The following is a 23,020-nucleotide window of genomic DNA, read 5'->3' as shown; positions in this document are numbered from 1 at the left end:
GCTTCATGATCACACCTCAAGACACTTTGCCGTTTCCAGGGAGAAGCCATGCATGCCTATGACAGACGCTGTGTAGTTTCTGTGCCGGAATTGATCACTTCTCAGATCACTGCGGCAACCGGGCTCTTGCACCCCGCTGCCCCTCGAACCGAAGGAAGCCCGCCAGGTGTTGAGACCTCCGATACGCAACCGCCCAAGGCGCTCTGTTGCGGCCGGTAGACTGGCCATGTTCGCTGCGGTACTGAGCCTGTTGGCGACACTCCCCCAACTGCCCGCCGTCGCCGACGACTCCGCACCCGCTCCGGCCGACCCGCTGCTGGCAGCCCGGTCCGAGGCCCTCTCCACGGGCAGGACCGTCCCGGTGGACGCGCTGACCACGGAGGTCTCCACCACCGACGCACTGCCGGACGGCACCTTCGCCAACACCACCAGCGCGTTGCCCACCCGAGTCTTCAAGGACGGCGTGTGGACCCCGGTGGATTCCACCCTTGCCTCCGACGACCACGGCAACTACGCGCCCCAGGCCACACCGAACAAGGTCACCCTCTCCGGCGGCGGCAACGGCCCGCTGGTCACCCTGACCCACGCCGACGGCCCCAGCATGGCGCTGACTCTGCCCTTCACCCTGCCGGCACCGAGCGTCAGCGACGACACGGCGCTGTATTCCTCGGTGCTGCCCGGCGTCGACCTGTCGGTCTCCGTCACCGACCAGGGTGGCTTCAGCGACGTCCTGATCGTCCACAACGCGGACGCGGCGGCCAACCCGCAGCTAAAGAAGCTGACGATGGCCGCCGACACCCACGGCCTCACGCTGGCCACCACCGGCTCCGACGCCATGAAGGCGACCGCTGACGACGGCGGCCTCGCCTACACCAGCCCGCAGCCGCTGATGTGGGACTCCGCCACCACCCCGCCCAAGCTCGGCGGACCGGTGGCCGACGTGACGTCCTCCGTGGACGGCCCCGGCCCGGAAGCCGACACCGAGCCTGTCGCGATGACCGCCACCAACAAGGCTCTGACGCTGATCCCGGACGCAGGCATGCTCGCCGACCCGGACACCGCCTACCCCGTTTACATCGACCCTTACACAAACCCGGTCGCCTCCAACGTCGGGCACTACACCGAGATCTACTCCAGCTCGACCTGCGACAATTCTCCGCAGTACGACAAGGCGCAGACCAACGGCCAGGGTGCGGGCTACCAACGGTGGGGCGGTGCCTGCGGAGTCGGCATGGAGCGTTCGTACTGGGCGATCAAAACCGACAGACTGCACTCCTCGTTCGTCGTCGACGACGCCTACGTCAAGATCTCCACCACGTACGCAGCGAGCTACGACTGCAGCCATGATCAGCCGCTCACGCTCCACACCACGAACGCCATCAGTTCAAGCACCGACTGGCTGTCCCGCCCAGGCGTCCACGACACCGCCTTCCCGCCGGTGACCGATACGGTGCCCAGCGGTGCCAACTCCGGCAGTTCCTGCAGCAACAGCACCGCCACCTTCCACGTCAAGGCGCAAGCCCAGAAGATCGCCGACCAGGACGGCAACGGCTACGACGCGGACGGCACCTTCGGCGACGAAACCGACACGTGGACCATCGGCCTGTACGGCAATGAATCGGAGTCGTCCAGCAACGACGACTACCTGCGCCTGTCCACCACGCTGACCCTCACCACCAAGTTCGACATCCCTCCCGGGATACCCACCAAGCTGCAAACGACCCCGCCTGCCGCCGGTGCCGCGACCGCCTGCACCACCAGCGGAGTGGGCTGGATCGGTGCCACCACCTACTCCGGCGCCGGCAGCGACATCACCCTCCACTCCACCGTCACCAGCCAGATCTCCGGCGAGAAGGTCAAGGCGCACTACTACGTCTGGGACCGCACCGTCGACCCCGACGGCGACGGCGACGGCGCCGCCGTCTCGACCCCGGACAGCCAATCGCTGGCCTCCGGCACCGACGCGGCGATGAAGATCGGCGCCACCCTCAAAGACGGACACCAGTACGGCTGGGACGTCTACGCCGAGGACGACTCGGACCAGGCCCTGACCTCGGGCAAGTCCGACCACTGCTGGTTCAACACCGATTTCACCGCGCCGTCCACCCCGGACATCTCCGGGAACCCCGCCTTCCCCCAGGTCGGAACCGTACGCGAGGGTGAACCCGTCTACGCCGGCCCGGGCAAGACCACCAACTTCACCGTCGCCGGCACCGACGCCCCTGCCTCCGACGACACCTGCGTCCCGAACGCCTGCAAGTCCAGCGGCATGGCGTCCTTCCTGTGGCAGCTCGACTCACCGCCCACCGCAGCCGACGGCCAGAGCGCCACGGTCTCCGGAACCGACAGCCAGGGTCGCTCCACCGCCACCATCCCCGTCCCGATCCAGGACTGGGGCGTACACACCCTGTACGTCGCCGGAGTCGACAAGGCCGGCAACATCTCCACCAGCCCCACCGGCTACACCTTCACGGTCCCCTGGAACCACGCCACCACGATCACGCCCGGCGACATCTCCGGCGACGGCGTACCCGACCTGCTCGCCACCACCAAAACCGGCGACCTCGACCTGATCCCCGGCGACCAGGACCCGGGCCAGAACACCGCACCCGTCCACAGCGACCCGGTCACCGACACCCAGCACGTCACCGGCCCCGTCACGGTCTCCGCCAAGGAGGACTCCCCCGACGGCACCGGCTGGAACAACTACCTCATCGCCCACCGCGGCAACCTGCACGGCGCGAGCGGCGACGACCTGTGGGCGTACAACAAGAGCAGCCACAACCTCTACATCGTCAAGAACGACCTGGACCCGGTCAACGACGCCTCCATCCCCCGAACCCCCTGGTCCGCCCTCGGCGGCTTCGTCGACAAGCGCTTCGACCGCGTCGTCAAGGACGCCTGCGCGGCGCCCGACGTCGTCGCCGACGACACACGCTGCCGCGGCACCGACTACAACAGCGCGAGCTGGAACGTCAGCCAGCTCATCGCCCCGGGCAACGTCTTCGGCAACACCGACGACTACCCCGCCGTCATCACCGTCGAGAACAAGGAACTCTGGATCTACCAGTCCGACGGCGGCTACCACCTCAAGAACCCGCTCCTGCTCGGTGACGGCGACTGGACCGGCCAGAGCCTGATCGCCGCGGGCACCTTCAAGGGCAAGCCCGTCCTGTGGTCCCGCGACAATACGACCGGCCAGCTGTACAGCTACCCGATCACCGTCGACCCGGCCACGCTGGTCCCCGACCTGCTCCACCCGGGCACGCACACCAACCTCGGCCTCACCCTGTCGCCGACCGCCTACCCGGTCGTCGCCTCCCCCGGTGACGTCAACAGCCCGGTCCAAAGCACCTCCACCAACCCCGGCGGTCCGGACGGCATGCCGGATCTGTATGCCGTCGACGCCTACGGCCAGCTCCTCGAGTACAACTACCGCCAGAGCCTGGTCCTCACCTCACCGCCGACCTACGACTTCGCCCCGGCCGTCTCACTGGGATCGGTCACCGACTCCGCCACCCACTGGTGGAAGCTGGCCGAAGGCAGCGGCGCCACGACTGCAGACAGCACCGGAACACTCACCGCCGGCCTGTCCGGCGGCTACTCCTGGACCAACGACACCACCCGCGGCAACGCCCTCACCCTGAACGGCACCACCGGCTACGGCAGCGCGAGCGGCCCAGCCGTGGACACTTCCAAGAGCTTCACCGTCTCCGCCTGGGTCAAGCTCAACTCTTTGACCGCCAACAGCACGTTCCTCTCGCAGAACGGCACCACCAACAACGGCTTCCAGCTGTACTACTCCTCCGGCGCCCAGGCCTGGGCGTTCGGCCGGCACAGCACGGACACCAGCAGCGCCGTCTGGCGAGCGACCTACGGGACCAAGCCGGTTGTCGGCCGGTGGACGCATCTCGTCGGCATCTACGACGCCTCCGCCGAGGAAATCCGCCTCTACGTCGACGGCAAGCTCACCGCCACCAACGACTGGACGTACACCCCCTGGAACGCCACCGGTCCGTTGCAGCTGGGCCGCAAGCTCGCCTCCGGGGCCTACGGCGAATACACCAACGGCGCGATCAGCAACGTCCGTATCTATCCCTATGCTCTCCCCCCGGCCGACGCCGCGTCCGCCGATGACCTGCCCAAGGTCGCCCAGCTCGACTGACACCCTCACCGTCATCCCGTACCGCCGCCCGCACCCGGACACCTCCGGGTGCGGGCGGCGCCGGCACGGATCCGAAATCCGGCTCCGCCCAAGCAACCCACCTCTGCCCTGGGAAACTTCATGAGACGCAGCACCTTCCTGGCCGCGGCCACGGCGACCGCCCTGTCCGCCTCCCTGTTCACGGGAAGCGCCCCGGCCCACGCGGACGGCACCACCGGCGGTCCTGTCCTGTCCGACGCCGACGGCTGGTACGAACCGGGCCTGCTCTTCGTCACGGCGCACTCCGACAGCCCGCTCACCCGGATCACGGCCCACTTCTATCCGCTGGACGCACCGGACGGGGCCCCGGAGGCCGGATCGACCGAGGCCTTCACCCAGTTCGAGGGACACGACGCCAGCTCCGGCGTCTGGAGGGCGCCGGTGCACCTGGCCCAACTCGGCGACTACCGGGTCACCGTCGATCTCCAGGACGCCTCCGGCGCCACCGTCACCGAGGCCCTCTCGCCGCACACCCTGCACTACCGGACCGTCATCACGGTCACCGGCGTCACGACCACCCCGACAGTCCCGGACTACCTTCACCAGGACGTCTCCGTCAGCGGCACCGTCGTCGCCCGCGACCCCCGCGACCCGGACACACCGGCTCCCGCCGAGGGGGTCACCATCGACGTCGACGCCGGGTACGTCCACACGACCGCGCCGACCGCCGCCGACGGTCGCTTCACCGCCGCCTTCATCCCTTCCGAGCCGTTCTTCCAGCTGTACACCGTGCCCGAGGCCTCCAGCCGCTACCCGGGGGCGATCCACCCGCCGATGTCCCCCCAGAACCTGCACACCGCGCAGGCACCGGTCCGTTTCTCTGCCAGCACTCACACCCTGAACCTGCAGCAGGGTGCGACGGGAACCGTCACCGGCCACGCGGAGATCCAGACCGCCTCAGGTTGGCAACCGCTGCCGCACACCGCGATCACCCTCGAGGGCCACGCCGTGGCCGGGCAGACGACCACCGACAACCGGGGCGACTACACCCTGCACGTCTCCTCTGAGAACGCCGCCCCCAGCGCCGAACTCGTCGTCGGCACGGGCGACATGCCCTTCCAGCAGACAACCACCGAACCCTTCAGCCTCCACGTCGCCTACACCACGCACATCGCGCTGAGCGCATCACTCAACGACGATGGGTCCCTGCAAACTCACGGCGACGTCTATTACGAAGACGCCCACGCCCACTGGCCCGCCCAGCCCACCGTCACGCTGCAGTACTCCAAGGATGGCAAGAGCGGCTGGAAGGACGCCGCCACCGTTCCCGTCCCGATCCGCCACAACAAACCCCTGTTCGAGGAGACGTTCGCCCGCACCCTCGCCAAGCCGGACACCGACGCGTACTGGCGGGCGCGCTTCAACGGCAACCCCGACCTGGGCACCAGCACCACCAAGCCGGTGCACCTCTACCGCTATGCCACCCGCATCACCGGCTTCCACGCCTCCTCCGACACAGTGCGCAAGGGCCAGTCGATCAGTTTCGCGGGCACCCTCCAGTACAAGAAGGGCACCACCTGGAAGCCTCTCCAAGGGGGCGCACCCACCCTCTACTTCAAGCCTCGCGGCTCCACCACCTACCACTACGTCTGCGAACTCGGCAGCGAACACAACGGCCACCTCACGGGCCTGGTGACCGCCAAGCAGGACGGCACCTGGGCCCTCGCCCTCAGCCGCCAGACCGGAAACCACTACCTCACCAGCACCAAGGTCACCGACTACGTCCACGTCCACTGATCCACGTCACAACGGATCCAGCGCGCCCCCTCTCTGTCCGGCCGGCCCGGTAGTGGCTCGGCCGGCCGACTGGGCGACACGGTGCGAGAGGAATGGTGGTGCGGCGCCGGTTCGTTCCGTTCAAACGCGACTGCTGGTTGGCGCTCGGTGCGACCCGCTACAGGGGCACCGGGGGGGTGCAGACGGCGTCCTGCTGGGAGTGACGGACCGCTTGCCAGGCCGGGCAGCCCGGTCGACCACTACATGCACCGCGACGACGTCGTGGTGTGGTGCGGGGCGGGTAGATCCCGGCCACGTGCCTGCGTCAGATCTGTACACCGCAGCACTCTGTGTGAAGGGAGCGGTTGAACCACATACCGACGCGGCGCAGCGCTGCCGGTTCGTCCCGCCACTGGATCGGCACGCCACGTGGCGCGAGAAGGCGTGATGATGCCGTGTCAGTCGGATTCGGTCAAGAAGCGCACGCGCGGACGGCGGGATCGCCGCCCGCACCGACCGGGGCCCGGTCGATGCGATGGTCGGTTCGATCACGGATGCGCGGCTGCGGCGGACAAGGGGCGGACTCAGGCCGCCTGGTCCGAGCGCAGCACCGAGTACAGGACCATGTCGCGCCATGCGCCGGCTCGGAAGCAGGCCCCGCGCAGGACGCCTTCGCGGGTGAAGCCCGCTCCCTCCAGGGCACGCTGTTCGGCGATGTTCGCCAGTTCGGTACTCGCCTCGACTCTGTTGACCTTGGTGTGGTCGAACAGGTAGGCGGCGAGCCGGCGCTGTGCCTGCGTACCGTAGCCCTTGCCGCGTTCGGCGGTGAGCAGGCAGATGCCGATGTTCCAGCACGGAGACGCCGGGCCTTGCATCACCTCGTGCCACTGCACCTCGCCGACGAACCGGTCGTCGTCTGCGGCGATCACGAGCCTGCCGCCCTGAGCAGACAGGAATCCGTCAGCCCACTGCCGTCGGAGTTGCCCTGGATTACGGAATCCGAAGAAGCCGTGGTCTCCGGCTTCGGCGGGATCTTCATGAAGACGTTCGAGCTGGTCCAGGTCTTTCTCGGTGACGGGGCGCAGGTGAATGTGATCAGGGTTCAGCATGGTCACAGGGTACGAGGCGGCACGTGCCGGCCCTCGTCCCGGCCCGGCCCGGCCCGTGGGGCGCCGACGCGCTTCGTGGCCACAGGTCCGGCGGTGGTGACGAGGCTGGCAGCCTAATCTCTCGTGTGATGTATCGCGTCGGCCAGGCCCCGGTCGGCCGTCACTCGCCGGCGATCATCTTCCAGACTTCCCGGAACAGCGTCCTACCAGCTTCGTAGAACGCCCCTTTCAGCAAGACGCGATACAGCGGTGCGGTGTCAGCGGAGCGTTCGGGGGCCGTGGTGAGGGCGGATGAGGCATCAGCCGGTCGGCGGGTCGGGTCCGGGACGGACGGGTGCTTCCGCGGGGGCATTGACATGGAGCAGCTCCAAGGGGCTGTGGACGGGGGGACGTTGTGGTCGGCCGACCTCCCATCAGCCTGCGGCGTGTCAGGACCCGGAATCCGAGCTGCGCCCGGTTGCGCTGAGTCGCGCCGAAGTCACGCATACGGGAGAGGTCCTGCGCGATGCTTGTCCGGTGAGGGACGAGCAGAGCGCGGCGCAGCGCACACCACGGCCACGGCCCGTCCAGCGTCCTGTCATCGCCGACCCAGGCCCTCTTCGCGACCTCAAGTCACTGTTGTACGAGCTCTATGCGCACGCGGGCGCGCCGGCTACGGACGACATCGCGGACGAGATCAAAGAGGACGACGATCTGCCGGACGCGCCGAGCGGGGACACTGTCCGCAGGATCCTGTCCGAGTCCTCGCTTCCGCGCCGGGCCGAGGCCGTCGTGTCCGTGGCCACCGTCCTGGCCCGTAGAGCCCGGCGTGATGAACAGGTGGTCGACACCGTCCGGCACCTTTGGGCCGGCGCCCTCACCCTGGAGACGGGCTCCGCTCCGCTCCCTCGCTCGCCCCAAGCGCAGAGTTCGTCGTCCGGCGGATCGCGGCGGTTCTTCCAGCACCTGCTCGACTATCACACCGAGAAGTTCGCGGGCCGCGACGCCGAGGTCGGCGCCATCCGCGACCACGTCGACGGGCATGACCGCGGATACGTCTTCGTCGACGGGCTTTCCGGGTACGGCAAGACATCGTTGCTCGCCGTACTGGTCTGTCAACAGCCCGGCTACCTCTACCACTTCATCAGTCAGCGCTACAAGACAGCGGGCGGAGCCTTCGACCCGACGCGGCTCGACGATCTGCTCTCCAACCTGTGCGAGCAACTCGACCCGCACCGTGCCGTTCCCACCGGTGGGCGCGCTTTGACGGCTCGGTTTCTCGAGGTGGTCGAGAAAGACCGGGAGACCCCGACCGTGGTGGTGCTGGACGCCATCGACGAGGTGGACCGGCATCCCAGCTTCCTGCTCGGTCTCCTCCCTCGGCGCCTGCCGAAGAATCTGTTCGTCCTTCTCTCGGCCCGGTCCCAGGGCGAACGGTCCTACCTCGAAGAAGTGGGCCTGACACCGGACGACATCGGTCTGCGAGTGACGCTTGGCGGCTTGGACACCGACGCCGTCCGGCAGTTGCTGCAGCAGCACGCCGGGCCGGCCGGTGCCGCCCTCGGCCAGCGGCCCGGCTTCGTCGACGCCCTGCATGACGTCTCCGAGGGAGACCCGTTCTATCTACGGTTCCTGGTCGAAGACGTGGAACACGGCAGGCTCACTCCGGAGAGCATCCGACGGACCCCGAACGGCCTGTACTCGTACCTCGACGAGCAGTTCGAGCAGCTTCACCGCTCCGTCAACAGCGGTCTGCACGAGAAGGTGCTCGGCATGATCCTGGAAGCGTACGGCCCCCTGCACCGCTCCGACCTGCTGCGGATCTCAGGCCTGACCGGCGGGAGGCTCGATCAGGTGGTACGTGACCTGCAGCGGTTCTTGTTGCGAACCGGCGAACGCAGGCACTCGTACACCTTCTGTCACAACCGGTTCAAGGAATACTTCCGGGAGAAGCGATAGATGCCGTCGTTCCGCGAGCGCATCGCCGAAGGAATCGCACAGGGCACCTACCGCAAGGAGTTGGCGGAGGACGCCCGACAATGGCGTTCCCACCGCAGCGACTACGCCCTCTCCACTGTGGTGCGCTACACCGTGGAGGACGACCTCGCCGACGAGGTGCACGAGGTCCTCACTGACGCACAGTTCCGTGAGCTGCGCCTGGCACGGTTCGGTGTGCTCGCCCTGCGCGACGACCTCGACCTCGGCCTGGAGTACTTCAGCCAGGCCCGGCCCGACCTGCTGCGCTACGCCCGACTGCTCTTGCGCCAGCGGTCGGCAGAGCGCGACGACACGTACGCGTCCCTGCACCAGCGGCACTGCCAGGGCTTCGCCGACTTCCTCCAGCTGGACGTGCCCGCTGCCGACCGGCGGGAGATCGGCCTGGAGCAGGCCCTGCACCGGCTGTTCCCAATGCGGCTGACGGACGACGACTCTTCAGAGCCGCCGGTCGACGTGGACCTCACCGGGTACCACTTGGGTACGTGGGCCTGCTTGTGCGGGAGCCGGACGGGGCATGCCGCCCGTTATGACCACGCCTGCGCATGCAGGGCGATGTCTGGCAACGGCCGGCTGCCCGCGCAGGGGCCCCAGTGTCACGGATGCGGAACGACGGCCTCGTATGTCAGCTGCGACCGGTGCGGAACACGGGTGACACTGAGCCTGTGGTGGCAGATCCAGAAGGGCGGGGTACACCCTTCCGACTGCCGGATCCCGCTCACCCTCGACCTGCGGATCCGTCGGCCAGGGCAGGCATCTGACCTCCGGAGTCTGGAGTTGATGCAGCTGCCGTTGATGCTGGGGCTGACCGAGCGGGACGACGAACTGGTCTTTGACCTCCCGGACATGCTGTGGGTCAGTGACGTCCGGGACCAACACGGTCAGGACCGGCCGACCAGGCAACTCGTCGCCGTCGCCGATCACCCCCGCTACGACCGGCAGACCAACGTCGAGAAGATCCTGCAAGCCGCCTTCCGGCGCACCGTCACCGGCCGCAACCGTCCGACCGGGTCCGAGCTGCGGACCGTCATCGCGGAACAGGCCGGAGTCCGCCGCCCCCTGCGGCGTCGCCGGTACACCGACGGGTTCAGCGCACGGTTCGCCCGCAAGGCGGGCTACGCCCTCGCCGCCGAGCGGCACGAAGACACCGGCCTGGCCCGCGGCGCCGACCTGTACCGGCCCTGTGTCGTGGCCGTGTCCCCTGACCTCCGGGGCGACGCGGCGCTGGTCTCACTGGGCCTGTCCAAGCCCGGGACACTTTCCGGCTCGGGCCTGGACAACGTCGGCGTATCCCTGCGCACAACCAAGCTCGGGCTCGACGAGCTCACCGCCGAACCGCCGGAGGTGCCGCCTGACCTGTGCAGGGCGCTCGCCCCGGACGGCATCGTGCTGCCCGGCGCGACGGTCGAGCCGGGTGACCTTCTCGTCGGTATCAGCACACCCCTCGCCGAGGAGAACCTCACCGAGGAGCAGCGACTGCTACGCGCGATCTTCGGCGAGAAATTCGCCGATCGCCAGGACGCGTCGTTCCGCTGGGCGGGCCGGCACCCCGCGAGGGTGCTGAGTGTGCACATCAGTACCGCGGCGTCCGAGCCCTTCAAGGTCGTCTGGCATCCGCAACGTGTGGTCCACAACGAGGTGCTGCGCCGCGGCGAACGCGCAAGGATCAGCATCAGCCTGGCGACGACGAATCCCCTGGAGACCGGCGACGTCCTGTACGGCCCGGACGGCTCCAGAGCGGTGGTGTGCGGCACTCACGACGGCCACGGGACGGATGTACTCGTCGGCCCCGACCATCCCTGGGCGAGCGGAGAGGCGACCAGGACCGTCGGCGTCCGGCTCCGCCCCGACGAGCGCTCCCGAGCCGTCGTCCGCGCCCGGGCGACCGGTCCGTACTCCATGGTCACGCAGCTGCCGGTACGGACCGACACGGCAGATCCGGGGCAACCGGTCCGGCTTACGGATCTGGCGTGGCTGTTGCGACGCGGGGCGACCCGAACCGCCTTCGAGATCCATGTGTTCCGCAGTGACTTCATCGACGGGCGCCTCGGCTTCTACCAGCTCCTGGCCGAAGGCGGGACCTCGTTGCGGGAGATCCCGACACCGCCGTCCGAGGAAGCATCGACGCTGGAGTCCGCACCGCTGGAGGCGGTACGCAACTGGGGCCGCCTGCTGCGCGCCGCCTGCGTCGAACCCGTGTGGCACGGCGACCGGCTGTCGTTCCAGGCCATCGACGACGACCAGATCCTCGCCGCATCCTTCGGCGAGGTGCGGGAATTTGACACGATGGACCTGCGGACCGGGCTGCCGGTGCCGGCCAGCCTGGCCTGTCAGCGGATCTTCGGACCGGTCCGCGACCACGCATGCAGTTGCGGGAAATTCCGGAGGTCATCTCACGCGGGCAAGGTCTGCCCCAGGTGCGGGGTGGAGGTGACGGACAGCAAGGTCCGGCGCTGGCGCATGGGCCACATCGAACTGGCCGCGCCGATGGTCCACCCCTGGTACATGGACCGTCTGAGCGACGCCCTCGGCCTCGACCACGGGACGCTGGCGGAAATTGTTCACGAACGGTGCCACGTCGTCAGGGACAGCGACCACGACGAGCTCGTCCTCCCGCCCGCGGAGACGGAGCCCCGCCTCGACGGGGACCGGCTGTGCACGGGTGTGGACGCGCTGCGACTGATGTTCACCCGGCGAGGCAAGACCCCTCCCCGGGGCGCACTGCTGCACAGGCTTCCGGTGCTGCCCGCCGACCTGCGCCCGCTGTTCGTCCACGAGGGGCGCGTCCAGGGCGGTGCACTCAACAACCCGTACAGGCAGATCGTCTTCCGCAACAACCGAGTTCGCCGGCTGATAACCCTCGAAGCTCCGTCTCCCATCATCAGTCATGAGCGCGCCCTGCTTCAGCAGGCCGTCGACGCCCTTCTCGATCCGGGCGAGGAGGGGGCGACGCTCGCCGATCTGACGACGATCCTCCCCGGCCGCAGTGGAGGATTCCGAGAGCGGCTATTCGAGCGCCCAGCGGACTTCAGCGCCCGTACCACCCTGGTCGCGGAGATCACCGGAGACCTCGACACGGTGCTGCTTCCCGACCGGATCGCCTGGACGCTCTTGGCGCCGGTCCTGATCGGAAGGCTGGTTGACACCGGGGACAGCCCCAACAGGGTGATCGCCCGGCAAGCCGTACGCGACCGCACCCCCCAGGCATGGGCGCAGCTCAAGGCCGTCTGTCAGCACACGGTGGTGCTGATCTCGGTGCCGGGAACCCGGTGGCCGCTATTTGCCGTACGCATCGGCCGCCTGACCGGCGCCCTCTCCCTGAAGCTGGATCCGGGCCTGTTCGACCACCTCGGCTGGGACCGGCTCGGCACTCACGTCAGAATCTTCCCCCTGCTGACCGAGGAGGCCGCTTCAGAGGCCCGGGGCGCGCTTCTCCCCAGTATCTTGCTCCGCGACGGCATCACAGGTGGCAGCGAACCGACCGACCTGCCCTCTTCCTTGCTCGGTCTCGACCAGGAGCGCCTTCCGAAGGAGATCGTGCGGATGGTCGGGACCGGGGAGTCGGCTCACCTCAACCGTCTCGACCGGTTCCTTTTGTTCCCCGAGTGGGAGCGTTGACTGGAGGAACGGAAGGGATCATCAGGTCAACGGACTGGGGACGACTGCACCAGAAGCGGCTTGCAGGCGGCCACGATGAGGACGCAGAGGGTGCGAGCTTCACGATCGGGTCGAGGGATCCGTCGTCCTGCGCCTGTCCATCTTCCAAGGGCATGGTCAGCGGATGAGTGACGCGACGGCCGGTCGAGATGGTCGACAACGCAGCGCGCATCGGTTCGGCCTGCCGGTGCGCGAGCGCTGGAGGCTCAAGCCCCTGCCCGTTCCCGGGCCTTCAATCTGAGAGGCTCCTACAGTGGTGGCTCATCCCTCGGCACGGCGCGGCGCCGTCGCCGTCGAGCAGGTGGTGGCCGACGGGGCGGGCGCAGCGGCCGCCGTCGATGAGGTGTGCGAGTCCGTTGCAGAGCAGGACGAGTTTTGTCGAGGGACGCCGCATCGACGGGCGGGGTGCACGGCGCAGCTCGGCAAGTACGTCAGGGAAGCGTCGGCCCGTGGTGCGGGCGATCTGCCGGGCCTGCCGCTTGAGATGGTCCCTGCCGGTTTTAGTCGCGGTCGTCTCCACAGCGGGACCCCATGCGTTCCCGCCGGACGTCGCGTGCAAGGGGCGCGGCCGGACAGACGGGTTGTTCAGGCGGTGCTGCGCGGGACCCGACATCGGTCCTTGTCCGGCGGCGCTGCTCCGGTGCAACGTGGGCGCGGGGCAGCAGCGGAGACGGCGGTTCGCGGCATGCCGTTCACTACGGGATCTACCGTAGCGGGCGCTGCGGACAACGGGGGCTCGATCATGTTGAACAGGCTTTTTTACACCCGAAGGACGGTGAGCCGGTCCGTGATCCAGCTCGGAAGTTCGCAGACGCCCACACCTCCACACCGGGTGCGGCCAGCGAGACGCGCTCGGTAGGTTCCAATCACGGCAAGGGCGCGTGGCAAGGAGCCTGGCCTTGGCGAGGGTGCCGCCGAGAGGAGCAAGGCCGACCGCGAATACCTCGACGACGTCCGCACCCGAGATCAAGTAACCCCGCACTCCACGTCAACTCCGCCACATGGTCCGTTGGCATCGTCTTCCAGGGAGCCGCAGCACCGGTAGGCCTTCACTCGCGTGAGTGACCGGGCCCGGCGGGTGCCCGGGTCCGGCAGCACAGCCCTGGAATGTCTCGAACGGAGGACCGTAGGTATGAGCATCACCCGCTGGCTCGCGACGGCCGCGGCGGCGGCCGGTCTGGCCGCGTCCGCACTCATCGGCACCCCCGGAACCGCGTCGGCGGCTGCGGGCCAAAGCTTTCTGTACCGGGGGGAGGCCCTGCACGTCGGCCAGATGATCTATCGGTTCTCCCCCCAGGGCTGGCAGATCCAGCTTGTCATGCAGAACGACGGCAACCTGGTCGAGTACCTCCGGTTCGACGACGGGAGCCGCTACGCCTGCTGGTCGACGAAGAGCTGGGGCTCCGGGGACAACAACTGGGCGGTCTACCAGACGGATGGCAACTTCGTCGTCTACAACAGCAGTGGCGGCGTGGTCTGGGCCTCGAACACCAAGGGCGGCGGCGGATCGACCGTCGACATGAACTCGAACGGCGTCCTCTACGTCGGCACCAAGGCCATCAACAACGGCTGCTGACCTCGTGGGCCGCATCCGTGCGCGGGCAGGCGCTGCCGACGCACGGGTGCGGCGTCCGTTCGCAACGCTCAAACATGTGGCAATGCGCGCGGGAACGATTGAAGGGCGCCTCCGCCGATCGCGGAGCCGGTGGCGCTCGAGTCCTCGGCGTTGAGGGCACGGAACTCTGTCGGGCTGAGTCCGTACTCGTCGCGGAAGGAACGACTGAAGACCACCGGTCCGCTGAAGCCCCACCGGGCGGCGATGGCGTTGACCTGACGGGCACGGAGACCGGAGTCGGCGAGGTCGTCGCGGCACCGCTCCAGGCGACGTCGGCGTATCCGGGCGCGGACGCTCTCGCCTTGGTCGTGGAAGAGTTGGTGGAGGGTGCGCACCGATATGTGGTGGTGTGCGGCGACCGCTGGCGGACTCAACTCCGGATCGCCGAGGTTGTGCTCGATGAACGCGTGGATCCGCTGGAGCAGCGCCTGCGTCCGTACCTCGGCGGGGAGTTGCTGCTCGGCGTCCACGTGCTGGGCCAGGCAGGCCGTCGCAAGGCTCACGGCGACCGTGCCGAGATGACGTAGCTCCTCCGGACCGCATGCGGCGCCCTGGTCCTCCAGCGCGGTCATGAACGACGACAGGATCGAGGCCATGCCCCGGCCGCCGGGGATGCGACGGGCCAGCACCCGGTCGAGGCGTTGGGTGCGCAACGGCACGATGTCCCGGGGCAGCATGAGAATCGTCGCCCGCACCTGACCGCCGGTGGCGGGCATCCGATTGTCGGAGGGACGCGATGTGTCCCAGAGCATGAGGTCTCCGGCTCCGACGGTGCATTCGTTCCGGTGCTGCGAGAGCGACGTCGCGCCCTTGCGCAGCAGGGCCAGTTGGTACTGCTCCGGGTCCCCGCACCGGATCATCGCGGGCGTACGCCGGGAACGCAGGGGCGACAGGGAGAACCTCGACACGCGGACCTCCCCCAGGTCCAACACCGCTGCCTCACCTTGGAACTCGGCCGGTCGCTCACTGCTGAGGGCGGCCGGCATCACCTCGCGCGAGACGATGTCGGAGTACCAGTCGAACCGTTCCCCCGCCGGTATTTCGCACGTTGATAACATTGACCACATCCAGCGCCCCCCGTTGGATCTTCTTTCGACGGGACCAGAATGCGGTAGCCGAACCGTCGGCCGCGCATGGTTGTCCGCGTGTCGTCCGTATCTGCGAGGCTTGATGATCCAGTCGGCGACGAACTTCACCTCACGGCCGAAGTTCTGCCGCCGGGGAATCGGCGATCTGGTTGTAGCGCGTCGTAAGTCCTTGCCTGTGGTCCTGGAGGTCATCGAACAGGCGCATGAGGTCTGTTCTTTCGCTCACGGTTGCCTGCTGAGAATCGCAGATCCCGCAGGCGAAGGAGCCTTGCATCGCTCCACGCACGGCGGTGCACTGTCGGCGCGGCCGCAGCCCATGGGGCGCAGAGCGGGTCAAGCCGGACAGCGGCGCGACGGCCGGCGCCAACGGAGTACGTCCTCGACGAAGCCTCGTGCTTCACGGCTTCGGCGGCCGCCGCGTCCGCGGCGCCAGTGATGAACTTGGCGGCTGCCGCGCGCAGCTCTGCCCACGGCACCAGGCACAGGAGGTCTCCCGGTCGCCAGCAGAGTACTGAGGGCCAGGATGAACCGTACAACGACGCCTCCGGCGAGTTATCCGTCACGGGCAGGCCCTGTGCCAGGCGCAGGGGTGATCACAGGCCCGATCGGCACCGGCAAGTCCAGCCTGCTGATGCTCTTCAAACACGCTCTCGGCGGCAGCGCCGTGCTCACCCCCGCTGTCCGCGAGAACGTGCTGTCCGTCCGGGCCGAGGTCGTGGCCGGCGACGAACGCGTCGTCTTGCGACGGACCATCGAGGGAGACGCCGCCGACACCGTGGATCTCCTCGACCCCCGCTCCCTCACCCTGGAACGCTCCCTGCCGGTGCGCCGGGTTCCTGTGATCGGCACGCCCTTTACGCTTCCCTCGACATCGGTTCTTCTGGGGGTGGAGAGACGCATGTACGAGGACAGGGCGCCAGATTCGGTATGGCTTCCCAAGCGGCGGCTGCGTGCGCTCAAGCCGGTGTGGGAGGCCCGACACAGCGGTCGCGCCGATTCTGAGGTGCTGGGCACCTGGCACTGCGACGGGCTCATCGTCAGGGCCGCCTTCGATCGGCTCCGGGCCTTCGACACCGCAACCGGCGAGCAGCGCTGGGCCTGGGAGGTACCCGGCCGCAACGTGCTGTCGGCCATGGCCGATGAGGTGGTGGACGGTGTCGCGCTGCTCATCCACTGGCCGGACACCTCCGACGGTCGGAAAAACGCCACCGTCACCGCCCTCGACGTGACCTCGGGCAACCAGCTCTGGTCGGCGCGGCAGAACCTCGAAGAGCTCCGGCCCGGCACCTCCGGTCTCCGGCTCGGCACCGCTGCCCTGTCCGGGGAGAGAGCGATCATCGCCACGGGATCGGCGGTCGTCGCCCTGGACATGCATACGGGCCGATCGGCATGGACCGTGCCGCACGGCCTGACGAACGAGGCTCAGATCGGGGCCGCAGGAGATCGACTCCTTCTCGTCACGCGGCGGGCGGGCACCGCCACCGTCACATCGGTGGATGCCGCCGACGGCACAGTGCGCTGGGAGAAGCCGATGCCCGTCGACGGCCCCGTCGCGCGGGTACGGATCGTTGCCGCGGACCCCGTGCTGCTCGCCGTCGAGGGCGAGGGCCGTCGCGGCCCGGACTGTCTGCTGCGACTGGACACGGACGGCAATGCCGTCGCGGAGCTGTCGTCGGACGACGACGCCTCGATAGCCCCGTACGCCTCCTGGGCCCTCGCCGACGGACGACGCCATGTCACCTGGGCCGGGGACACCCTGGTCACGTTCGTCAGGGTGCCGGAGTACAACTACCTTGTCCGTCTCGCCGGCTTCTCGCTGTCGACGGGCCGGCACCTGTGGACGTGGGACGGCGGCTGGGGCATCGACGCGCTGGCCTGCCATCGTGGTCATGTGGTCGTCCTGCGCCACTACGAGGATGAGCACGAGGGGCAGCATGTCGCGTGGCGATGCCAGGCATATGTACTCGACCCCGCCGACGGCAGTGAGGTGGCGCGGCGTCGCCTGCGAGTGACACGGGACGAGCCGTACACGATGCACCTGCACGGCAACCGGATGATCTGGGTCAACAAGGAGAGCAGGCCCGGCACGCCGCCGGTGAAAGCCTTCGATTGGCACTGAGCGCAGCTCAAGCCTCGCCCAGGTTCTCCTCGGCGTACATCAGCAAGGAGCCGGCGGTGCAGGTCGGTCAGATTCACGCGGCCGGCGCGCTCCGGACGGCAGCCAGCTCGGGAAAGGCTGCTTCCCATGCCTCCCCCAACGGCCCGCTGATCAGGGTGCGCAGTACCGGCAATTGCCCGACCAGCAGATCCCGGTTGAGGAAGGTGACCAGGTCTTGGCGCTGCCAGAGTCGTTCCACTGGTATCAGTGGAAGCCGAGCATGCCGGGTGAGTTGATGTCGACGGTGACCACGCCCGGCGGGTAACGATCCTCGTGCTCGGTGAGCAGGATCGACATGCCCGTGAACTCCGCTCGAGGCAGAGCGCAGTACAGCGCGTGGCATGTGTCGGGGCCTCCGTAACCGTCACGGATCATGGTGCCGACGGTGGCGGCGGCCGCAGTGTCGAGCGGGTCGACCAGAACAGAGGAGAACGCCAGCACTCGCCGGTGCAGGTGTTCCTCGTCAGCTTCGGCCTGCATAAGGCACAGGGCAGGGATGCGGAGCTGCTCAGTGGGAGTGCGGGCCATGTTGCCGGCGAGCAGGTTCAGCGCTTTGTGCCCGTCGGCCAGCGCGCGCACCGCACTCGTATCAAGAACGATCACGCAGCTGTGCCCCTGGCGGAACGAGCCTTCTCGGCAGCGATCTTGTAGAGGTTGCCCAGAACGTCGGGGGCCTGCTCAAAGTCTTCGTCGGTCAGCTCGATGCCCACAAGCCGCCGCACAACGTCGCGGTCGGCCGCAAGGCGTTCAGCGCGCTGCGCGGCGGTCGGCTGCCCGGCCGCAAGCGCCTCGACCAACTGCCCCAGACTCAGCCCCCGCTCCTTGGCGAGTTCGGCCAGATGGTCTCTCACCTCACGGGACACCTGAATCGTCGTTGTAGCCATAGCCTCACTATAACATTTCCATGGCGTCGAGAGAGGTTGAAGAACGGCGGGATGAGCTGTCCATCCTGCACTCGCGGGGCTCCTGCGTTGCCCATGACGCTCTCCGGTGCTGGCAGCCTGCGGTCGACAACCAAAGGCACAACTTCCACGCAACCGGCGAGGCGGAGTACCAGGAGCCGCCGGCGGGCTGGCAGCTGTTCGGCTGGTCCTGGACGTTTTTGCCGTCGCGGGCGAGGACGTCCTGGCGGGTGGTGCAGCCGTCGGGCTGGGTGGACCAGATGTCGAACTTGTCGCGGGCGTAGCCGTCAATGGAGTGCGGGGCGGCGACGGTCAGGGCAGAGAGTTCGCTGCGGGCGGTCGCCGTTGACGGGGGTGCGGGCGGCTCGGCCAGAGCCGGGCCGGCCGACAGGCCGAGAATGATCAGAGAGGCCGTGGGCAGGCCGAACACAGTACGGCGGAACATGAACTCTCCAAGGGATGTGGGGGGTTGGAGATGTACGTCCTTGAGACAAGCGCACCGCCGACGGCTGCGCTACGCGCGTTGAGCGGGCGTTTCAACTCCTCCACTCCCCCTTCACCCCACGGTCACCGCCAGGGAGAGCGACAGGACGGGTGGGCCGGGCCGCAGGTGATCGGCCCGGCCCACCCTGTTTCACCGCCGCCCGCCCGGCGAGGAGCAGTCCCAGGCGGGCGGCGGTGCTTCAGGTCCGGTCAGTGGTGGAAGTGACGGCGGCCCCAAGAGGCGTCGTCGATGAAGCGGCCGTGGTCGTTGCGCAGGGTCGCCCTGTCGCGGTCGTTGTTCCACACGTAAGCGCGGCGGTCCTGGAAGACATCGGTGTGGGTGTCACGGCCGAGGCCTGTGTGGACGCGGACCGTTGCGCGGCCGTCGAGGCGGTAGTGGTCGAACGTGTAGGTGTGGCCGTCCGCGTCGGAGAGGGTCCAGCCGTCCAGGTTCACGCTGCGGCGGGTGTTGTTGGTGATCTCCACCCACTCCTGGTTCAGGGAGCGGTTGGAGCGGTCGTCGCGGCCCGGGGAGTCAGCCTGTACCTGGCTGATCTCCACCGCCTGGCGGTGCGGGCGGGGATCGGCTGCGGACGCCGGGACCGCGATCGCCGCGGTGATGGCCGCGGCGGTCAGCGCGGCGGCGGTCAGACGACGGGAGGTCGTGGAAACAGTCATCGGGAATCCCCCTGCATCGTGCGGACACAACCCCAAAACACCCTGGTCGGGGCCGGGTTGTGCGGCGTACGGGTGGCGGCCGGGTGGTCGCGCATTCACACCATGCCCGTCTGATCGCCGGGATGTGAATGCAATCCGGGGTGCGTTACCGATCAACCGCACCGCCGTGACACTTGACTGCAGCAGCCATGCATTCCGTCGGTGCACGAAGTTGACGCGCGCCCGGTCTCAGCAGCCTTGCGGCGATTGGCCATCGGTCGCTGCCTGCCAGGTAGCGCCACCCTGCCCGAAAGGCAGCCGTCACCCGAAAGTGAGTAACAGCCCTTTTTCCGGTCAGCGGCTCCGGACGGCAAAAGGCCCTGTCCCAGGGAACGGGACAGGGCTTCGCAGAGCGCCAGCAACACGGTTTCGGTCAGTTAGGCCACCGCCGTTACTCAGTCGGCGGTCGGCCTCCACCTCAAGGCCGCTCTATCTGCTGCGCGCCATCCCCACGCACACAGCAGGACAGAACTGACACCGGCTCCCAATGCGAGTACGAGATAGAGACTACTCGGGACCGGTTGGCGTCCCCCCACAGTGATTGGCGCAGTCAGCCACAGCGATATCGCGCTTCCCGTCACAGCGGCGAGTAGAGCGGGGAAGAGCAGGCTCCAACCGAGGACGGAGCCGTAGATTCTGCTCCCGCCAGTCAGTGTGGTGAGCGGTGCCATCTCGCGGCTAAAACGCAGGAGTTCCGCCAGGACGCTGAAGCCAATCGCTAGGGAGGTCAGGCATGCCCCGAGGAGGCCGAGCAGCCTGACCCATGAAGCGGACGTGGCCAGGTCTGTGGCGCCCAGGAGCCAGTCGTTTCCGAGCGGTTCAGCGGTGGCGCGCATGCCCAGGTGAGTTCGAGCCGTCTCTCGAAGCTGAGGCACGGAGAGGTTGTGACCTGAGCGTGAGAGAGCGACCAAGGACAGTGACTCATCGTTCTTCGCCTTCGCGCCGACCACGCTTCCGGTCTGGGATCGGACCTGGCCATCGGTTCCTCCGAGTGTCCAGCGAAGGAGTTCGGTGACTCGCGGATCGCGGGGTTGAAGCTCAGCCTCGCGGTGTCGCTTCCCGCAGGGCAAGTGGACGGCCTTGAGGTCAGCACAGCTTCCCATCAGGGTGACAGTGCCTGGGCTGGCATTGTCAGGGGGCGTCTGGCGCATCAGAAGCAGGTCCACGTCCGTGGGGAGAGCAGCGGAAAATTCCCTTATCTGGTGAGGGTTTTCGGGGTAAGGAGAGACGCTCAGCAGCGAGGTTCCGATCCGGTCCTGAGTTGCCATGGCGTTAGCGGCGTTCTCGCCCAGTAGGCCAGTCCAGAGCTGAGTTTGGGCCACTAGACCGATCATGATGACCAGGGAGGCAACGAAGCGCGCGGTCACTCTGGTCTGGGTTGCCATTCTGCGTCCGGCAAGCAGCATCCCTGGCCGTCCCAGCTGGTTGCCAAGGCGAGCGATCCGTCCACCGGCCCACCCGGTCACGGCAGCAATCACAGCGGGAAGGGTGATCAGGACTCCCGTCACACCTATTGCGTACACCGGCAGGCGCAGGTCATCGCTGGCTAGTTCGGATCCACGTACGGCGATGAGCATCGCGAAGGGGAATAGCCAGGGCAGCCACGCTCGTTGCCGCTGGAATCGCGGAGACGGCAGGCTGGCCGCGTCCTGTCGCGGGCGGCGAGGGCGAAGCAGCACGGATGATGCCAGCACCAAGATGAAGGCAGCAAGCCCTGAGCCGACGAGTCCGGGAACCGTACGGCGCGCATCCACGGTGCTGAGAACGAAGTCGACCAGGGGGAAGGGAACCTCGGTGATGAGAACGGGGATGAGCACCGTCATGGCAGCACCGCAGCCGAGCGCAGCAGGGACTACGACCTCGCCCACGGTAAATACTGTTCGGGAGGCGAAGCTTGCGCCCAGCGTTTCGAAGAGCGCCAGCCTGCGCGCCCGAGCGGCTGAGCCCGTGCGGACACTGGCCACTACTAGAGCTCCGGCGGGCAGCAGAGCGAATCCAGCAAGTCCGGCAGCAAACACCGAGAGCTTTGGGAGAGACATGCTCTCGCCGAGCGCAGTCATGCCACCGGCCGGCGTCCCGAAGCCTCTGATCGGGTACATCTGGTGAGGGTCGAGGAGTTTGGCGCGCGGCCGCACGTAGGCGAAGCGTTCGGCTGGTGCTTGCAGGCCCTCGGGTGCGATGGTGCCAGCGAGGTTGCCGTACCGGGAACGAATGCCCTCGTGCTGCCCTGCTTCCAGAAGGCTTGGAGATAGTACGGCCTCGCCCGGTGCTGGCCATTGGGACAGTCCGGGCGGCAGCGGAGCGTCCTTAGTGAGCGGCTCAAGATAGATCACTGTGTGCTGGCGGCCGTTGATGTCATCACGGCCCCACGACCACAGGGCCACGGCTGCACTGCGCTCGGTGTCTTTGAGCAGTTGAGGAGCGCGGGCGGCACCCCTCATGTCACGGCCTTCGTAGGTACCCTGGGCGAGGGCGAGCCCGCTGAACGCGAGAGTCAGTAGACCAGCAGCCAGGGAGATTCCCCAGAATCTGAGTCGGCCCGCCTCGGCACTGAGCATGGCGCTGCGCCCGGCCCGCAGGAGCTGGAAGACGAGAGCGCGGCGCTTCACAACGCTGCCCCCGTTGCCGCCGACTCGGATATGCCGGCAGGTATCAGGCCACCGTCTGTCAGCAAGTAGCGCCGATTCGCACGAGCTGCGACGGCGGGATCATGAGTGACCACGACCAGTCCGCATTGCCAGCGCTCAGGTAGCGCATAGAGTAGGTCGGCAACGGTCTCGCGGGCTGCCGAGTCCAGTGCTCCGGTCGGCTCGTCGGCCAGGAGCAGTGCTGGCCGATTGACCAACGCCCGGGCCACCGCCACGCGCTGGCGCTCGCCCCCGGAAAGGGAACCGGTGTCGGTTGCGTCAACCGGCACCGTTAATTCGTCCAAGAGTTCCTCTGCTCGAGTGAACGCCTCGGCACGCGGCATTCCGGCCAACAATCCAGCAATGGCCACGTTCTCCAGCGGTGCAAGCTCCGGGAGCAATTCGCCAGTTTGGAAGACCATGCCCACCGACTCCTGCCTGTGGCGCAGCAGGCGACGCCCGGACAGTCGGTCCATCCGCTCTGAGCACACCGCTACCTCACCGGCGTCCGGCTTCACCAACCCCAGGCAGCACATCAGCAGAGTCGACTTGCCGCAGCCACTTGGACCGGAAATTGCCACGGATTGCCCGGACTGCACCACGAGATCGACGGACCTAAAGAGCTCCCGGCCGCCGACGTGGTACCGCAGATTGGATACCTCAAGGACCACCGGGTCCAACACCTTCATCATCCCCGCCCTCAAATGTGCCGATCATCACGCAATGCAGATGCCGTCGTGGTCCCCCAGCGCTCCTGGGCCTCCTGGTCG

15 protein-coding genes are annotated in these 23,020 nt (G+C 67.8%); 6 read left to right on the top strand and 9 right to left on the bottom strand.

Translation table 11 applies throughout. From position 1 onward, the window contains the following. The first annotated feature begins 226 nt into the window (after nucleotides 1-226). Both ACWEBX_RS26340 and ACWEBX_RS26335 read left to right on the top strand, forming a co-directional pair. A complete protein-coding gene (locus ACWEBX_RS26340) occupies nucleotides 227-4,165 on the top strand; it encodes a LamG domain-containing protein (protein WP_451887287.1) in 3,939 nt (1,312 codons plus the stop codon). Nucleotides 4,166-4,285: 120 nt separating this feature from the next. Continuing rightward, complete coding sequence (locus ACWEBX_RS26335; RefSeq protein WP_451887286.1) at nucleotides 4,286-5,941, top strand: hypothetical protein; 1,656 nt, start codon at nucleotides 4,286-4,288, stop codon at nucleotides 5,939-5,941. A 563-nt stretch (nucleotides 5,942-6,504) separates the two neighbouring features. Here ACWEBX_RS26335 and ACWEBX_RS26330 read toward each other — a convergent pair. Continuing rightward, nucleotides 6,505-7,029 carry a GNAT family N-acetyltransferase gene (locus tag ACWEBX_RS26330; RefSeq protein WP_451887285.1) on the bottom strand — a complete coding sequence of 175 codons (525 nt, stop codon included), beginning with the start codon at nucleotides 7,027-7,029 and terminating at the stop codon, nucleotides 6,505-6,507. Nucleotides 7,030-7,545: 516 nt separating this feature from the next. Between ACWEBX_RS26330 and ACWEBX_RS26325 the strand changes: the two genes are divergently transcribed. From ACWEBX_RS26325 to ACWEBX_RS26315, 3 genes are all read left to right on the top strand, one after another. After that, on the top strand, nucleotides 7,546-8,967 hold the full coding sequence (locus ACWEBX_RS26325) for an AAA family ATPase (RefSeq protein WP_451887284.1): 1,422 nt from the start codon (nucleotides 7,546-7,548) through the stop codon (nucleotides 8,965-8,967). Then, nucleotides 8,968-12,621, top strand: a complete 3,654-nt coding sequence (locus tag ACWEBX_RS26320) for a hypothetical protein (RefSeq protein WP_451887283.1) — start codon at nucleotides 8,968-8,970, stop codon at nucleotides 12,619-12,621. A gap of 1,171 nt (nucleotides 12,622-13,792) precedes the next feature. Beyond that, on the top strand, nucleotides 13,793-14,236 hold the full coding sequence (locus tag ACWEBX_RS26315; protein WP_451887282.1) for a hypothetical protein: 444 nt from the start codon (nucleotides 13,793-13,795) through the stop codon (nucleotides 14,234-14,236). A gap of 68 nt (nucleotides 14,237-14,304) precedes the next feature. On the opposite strand, the gene ACWEBX_RS26310 is transcribed toward ACWEBX_RS26315, so the two are convergent. After that, entirely contained in the window at nucleotides 14,305-15,333 is a 1,029-nt protein-coding gene (locus ACWEBX_RS26310; RefSeq protein WP_451887281.1) for an AraC-like ligand-binding domain-containing protein, read from the bottom strand. 619 nt (nucleotides 15,334-15,952) lie between these two features. Between ACWEBX_RS26310 and ACWEBX_RS26305 the strand changes: the two genes are divergently transcribed. Then, complete coding sequence (locus tag ACWEBX_RS26305) at nucleotides 15,953-17,482, top strand: outer membrane protein assembly factor BamB family protein (protein WP_451887280.1); 1,530 nt, start codon at nucleotides 15,953-15,955, stop codon at nucleotides 17,480-17,482. Between the two features lie 73 nt (nucleotides 17,483-17,555). On the opposite strand, the gene ACWEBX_RS26300 is transcribed toward ACWEBX_RS26305, so the two are convergent. From ACWEBX_RS26300 to ACWEBX_RS26270, 7 genes are all read right to left on the bottom strand, one after another. Continuing rightward, nucleotides 17,556-17,720 (bottom strand): hypothetical protein, encoded by a 165-nt coding sequence (locus tag ACWEBX_RS26300; RefSeq protein ID WP_451887279.1) that lies wholly within the window; start codon nucleotides 17,718-17,720, stop codon nucleotides 17,556-17,558. 5 nt (nucleotides 17,721-17,725) lie between these two features. After that, nucleotides 17,726-18,124: a hypothetical protein gene (locus ACWEBX_RS26295; protein WP_451887278.1), complete on the bottom strand. Its 399-nt coding sequence runs from the start codon at nucleotides 18,122-18,124 to the stop codon at nucleotides 17,726-17,728. Continuing rightward, nucleotides 18,121-18,405 (bottom strand): hypothetical protein, encoded by a 285-nt coding sequence (locus ACWEBX_RS26290; RefSeq protein WP_451887277.1) that lies wholly within the window; start codon nucleotides 18,403-18,405, stop codon nucleotides 18,121-18,123. The genes ACWEBX_RS26295 and ACWEBX_RS26290 overlap by 4 nt, the downstream gene beginning before the upstream one ends. 7 nt (nucleotides 18,406-18,412) lie before the next feature. Continuing rightward, nucleotides 18,413-18,868 carry a hypothetical protein gene (locus ACWEBX_RS26285; RefSeq protein ID WP_451887276.1) on the bottom strand — a complete coding sequence of 152 codons (456 nt, stop codon included), beginning with the start codon at nucleotides 18,866-18,868 and terminating at the stop codon, nucleotides 18,413-18,415. Nucleotides 18,869-19,116: 248 nt separating this feature from the next. Then, a complete protein-coding gene (locus ACWEBX_RS26280; protein WP_451887275.1) occupies nucleotides 19,117-19,584 on the bottom strand; it encodes a lamin tail domain-containing protein in 468 nt (155 codons plus the stop codon). Nucleotides 19,585-20,018: 434 nt separating this feature from the next. Then, a complete protein-coding gene (locus ACWEBX_RS26275; protein ID WP_451887274.1) occupies nucleotides 20,019-22,232 on the bottom strand; it encodes a hypothetical protein in 2,214 nt (737 codons plus the stop codon). Then, complete coding sequence (locus tag ACWEBX_RS26270; protein ID WP_451887273.1) at nucleotides 22,229-22,942, bottom strand: ABC transporter ATP-binding protein; 714 nt, start codon at nucleotides 22,940-22,942, stop codon at nucleotides 22,229-22,231. The genes ACWEBX_RS26275 and ACWEBX_RS26270 overlap by 4 nt, the downstream gene beginning before the upstream one ends. Nucleotides 22,943-23,020 lie beyond the last annotated feature (78 nt).

The sequence above is a fragment of the Streptomyces sp. NPDC005070 genome (assembly GCF_053600395.1).
The sequence above is the reverse complement of the archived record's forward strand: the minus strand, read 5'-3'. Positions and strand labels throughout refer to the sequence as shown.